Raw genomic sequence first — 2545 nt, 5'->3', positions numbered from 1 at the left:
GACCGGCCGCCCGCCCCGCCCGGCCGCGCACCGGGTAGTCGCGCAGCAGCGCCGCCAGGCCGTCCGCCAGGGCGCGCCGGCGCGGGCTGTCCAGCGCGGCGACCACCTCCGGCCAGACCCGCCGGTACTCGGCCCGCCCCCACTCCTCCAGCTCCGCCGCGATCCGCTCCGGCCCGCACTCCGCGGGCAGCTCCCGCGCCCTCGCGGCCAACCGCTCCGCCAGCACCTCCCGGTCCCGCGCCCGCCCCAGCGCCGCCGCCAGCCACCGCAGCTCGGCCACCAGCTCGTCCGCCGCCCCCGGCGCGAACAGCCGCCGATACGTCCGGAACGCACTGCGCAACCGCCGGCACGCGACCCTCATCCGGTGCACCGCGTCCGGCCGGTCCGCCCGCACCGCCCCGTCCAGCCCGGCCAGCACCTCGGCCTGCGCCCGAACCCGCCCGAGCACCACCTCTCCCACGGTGACCACCTCACCGCCCATCCGCCGACCACCCCCTCCCGGGATCCCTCCAGGCTAGCCCCGCACCCCGCCCCGGACACCCCGCGAGCGGCCCTTGCGGCTCCGATTACCCTCAGCGCATGAAGCCGGACCATCCCCTTGTTCGCGACGTCTTCCCGGAACTCGTCGCCGAGTTGGCCACCCTCCTGGAGGCCGGAGGAGAGCACGGCCTCGCCATCGGCGTGCGGGACACGCGCCTCGTGGAGGAGTGCGAGTGCGGCGATGACTTCTGCCAGAGCATCCGCACGGCAGACCATCCGCGGGGGCAGCCGTACGGCGCCGGCCATCGTTGCGTACCACTCGAACCCTCGGACGGCATGCTGGTCCTGGACGTCGTGGACGACCGGATCATGTACATCGAGGTGCTCGATCGCCCTCCGATGCGCCGCCAGTAAGGCACGGAGTGGAAAGTCGGCCCCACCGGCCTTCCACTCCGGCGGCCGTGTCAGGGGCGGAGCTGGACGGCGAGGGACAGGGTGTAGCCGACCAGGGCGGCGAAGAAGGTCACGGCGGTGGTGTAGCGGGGGGTGAAGGGGAGGCCGGCGAGGGCGGGGTAGAGGAGGACGGCGGTGCCGGCGGCGAGGTCGGCCGCGTAGAGGGTTCGGGGTGGGAGGGTGCCGGTGGTGCGGGCCGCCCAGCCGGTGGCGACCAGGAAGCCCGTGAGCAGGATGAAGCCCGACAGCAGGCCGGAGCCGATGCTGGAGAGCACGGGGTGGGGCTCGGGCGGGGGTTCGCCCTCGGGGACGGCCGGGCGGACGCGGTGGGCGATCGCGAGGGCGCCGACGGCGAGGGTCACGCACGCGGCGGCGCTGAGCAGGGGGGCGGGGTTCATCGGCGGCTCCGGGAGGTCGCGTGGTGGTGGCCGAGGGCGGCCGCGAGGGCGGCCGGGACGAGGACGGTGAGGACGAGGACGGCCGTCCAGGCGGTCGGTTCGAGGCCGGCGGCGGGCGGTACGGCGGGTGGCGGGGGCGCGGCGGCCACGACGGCGAGGGTGGCCGTCGGACTCGGAGCGGGCGGCGGTGCGGGTGGAGGTGGGGGCGGGGGCGGAGGTGGAGCTTCGGCGGTCCAGGTCGGCGAGGGCTGGACCGGGACGGGTGCGAGTGGCCGTACGGGCGGCGGCACCGCCTCCACGGTGATCGGGGTCCGGGTCGGGGCCGGTCTCACCGGGTGCGGGGAAGCGGCCGGGGGCACCGCTGTGACCGAGGGCAGCGGGACGGGGGCCGTCGAGGCGGTCGGTGACGGCGCCTCGGGGGTCGGCGAGGGGGAGTACGTGGCCGAGGGAAGCGGCGAGGGGGAAGGAGAAGGAGAGGGCGACGAGGGAGTAGGCAACGGGGTGGCGGAGGGAGTGGGCGACGGACAGTGCCACGGCCACGGCCAGGGCCAGGGCGACGGCACCGGCCACGGGCCCGGGGCGAAGTCCACCGGCCGATTGTCGGACCGTCCCACCGCTCCCGTCAGCGCCTGACGGCCCCTCAGCCGCCCACCGCCCGTCAAACCCATCGCGTCGGTGAACTCCCCGCCCCCACCCATCGAACGGACGACCGATACGGGACAACCTGTGCACCCGGCCTCGTGCCCGGTGTAAACGCCGTGGCATACTCCGGACCATGACGACCTCCACCCACGCGACCAGGGCCCTGCGGGCCGCGGTGTTCACCGCGCTCGCCGTGCCGCTGTCCGCGCTGGGCCAGGTCCTCATCACCGGCCGTCCGCTGCCGCTGGGCCTGGTGGTGATGGCCGCCGCCGTCGTCTTCCTGGTCTCGGCCGTGCCGGCGGGCGGGGAGCGGCGGTGGTCGCAGATCGCGGCCGTGATGGTCCCGGTCGAGCTGCTGCTCAACACGACGTTCAACCTGGGCCAGACCAGCTGTGGCCCGATCCTCGCCGGCGACCTTCCCGCCCGCGGCATGAACCTGCTGGTCTGTGGCGGCGGCTCGGTGGACGGATCGTCGCTGTTCTACGGCCAGTTGGGGCACTCCGGGCGGCTCGCGCCCGCCGCCACCCAGGTGCTGCTCCTGCTGGTGCACCTGGTGATCGCGCTGGCCGCCG

The 2545-nt window shown here is 75.7% G+C and carries 5 protein-coding genes and 1 pseudogene; 3 read left to right on the top strand and 3 right to left on the bottom strand.

Translation table 11 applies throughout. The features are described 5' to 3' along the window. Positions 1 to 481: CHAD domain-containing protein (locus tag ABD308_RS20170; protein WP_344337227.1), on the bottom strand; the 481-nt coding region annotated here is incomplete at its 3' end. Between the two features lie 98 nt (positions 482 to 579). Here ABD308_RS20170 and ABD308_RS20165 point away from each other — a divergent pair. After that, positions 580 to 894 (top strand): hypothetical protein, encoded by a 315-nt coding sequence (locus ABD308_RS20165; RefSeq protein WP_344337225.1) that lies wholly within the window; start codon positions 580 to 582, stop codon positions 892 to 894. A 50-nt stretch (positions 895 to 944) separates the two neighbouring features. Here the strand turns inward: ABD308_RS20165 and ABD308_RS20160 are convergent, their stop codons facing one another. Continuing rightward, positions 945 to 1331: a hypothetical protein gene (locus ABD308_RS20160; protein WP_344337223.1), complete on the bottom strand. Its 387-nt coding sequence runs from the start codon at positions 1329 to 1331 to the stop codon at positions 945 to 947. Continuing rightward, the gene (locus ABD308_RS20155) at positions 1328 to 1480 is read right to left on the bottom strand and encodes a hypothetical protein (protein ID WP_344337222.1); all 153 of its coding nucleotides are present in this window, start codon (positions 1478 to 1480) and stop codon (positions 1328 to 1330) included. Before ABD308_RS20155 ends, ABD308_RS20160 begins: the two co-directional genes overlap by 4 nt. Before the next feature lie 214 nt (positions 1481 to 1694). Here ABD308_RS20155 and ABD308_RS20150 point away from each other — a divergent pair, with 214 nt between their 5' ends. Then, a complete protein-coding gene (locus tag ABD308_RS20150; protein WP_344337220.1) occupies positions 1695 to 1964 on the top strand; it encodes a hypothetical protein in 270 nt (89 codons plus the stop codon). A gap of 142 nt (positions 1965 to 2106) precedes the next feature. Continuing rightward, a pseudogene (locus ABD308_RS20145) lies at positions 2107 to 2545 on the top strand (hypothetical protein); the annotation flags it as partial.

Source organism: Kitasatospora putterlickiae, from assembly GCF_039527695.1.
In the GTDB taxonomy this organism is placed as follows: domain Bacteria; phylum Actinomycetota; class Actinomycetes; order Streptomycetales; family Streptomycetaceae; genus Kitasatospora; species Kitasatospora putterlickiae.
This window is presented reverse-complemented; position numbering and strand designations above follow the sequence as displayed.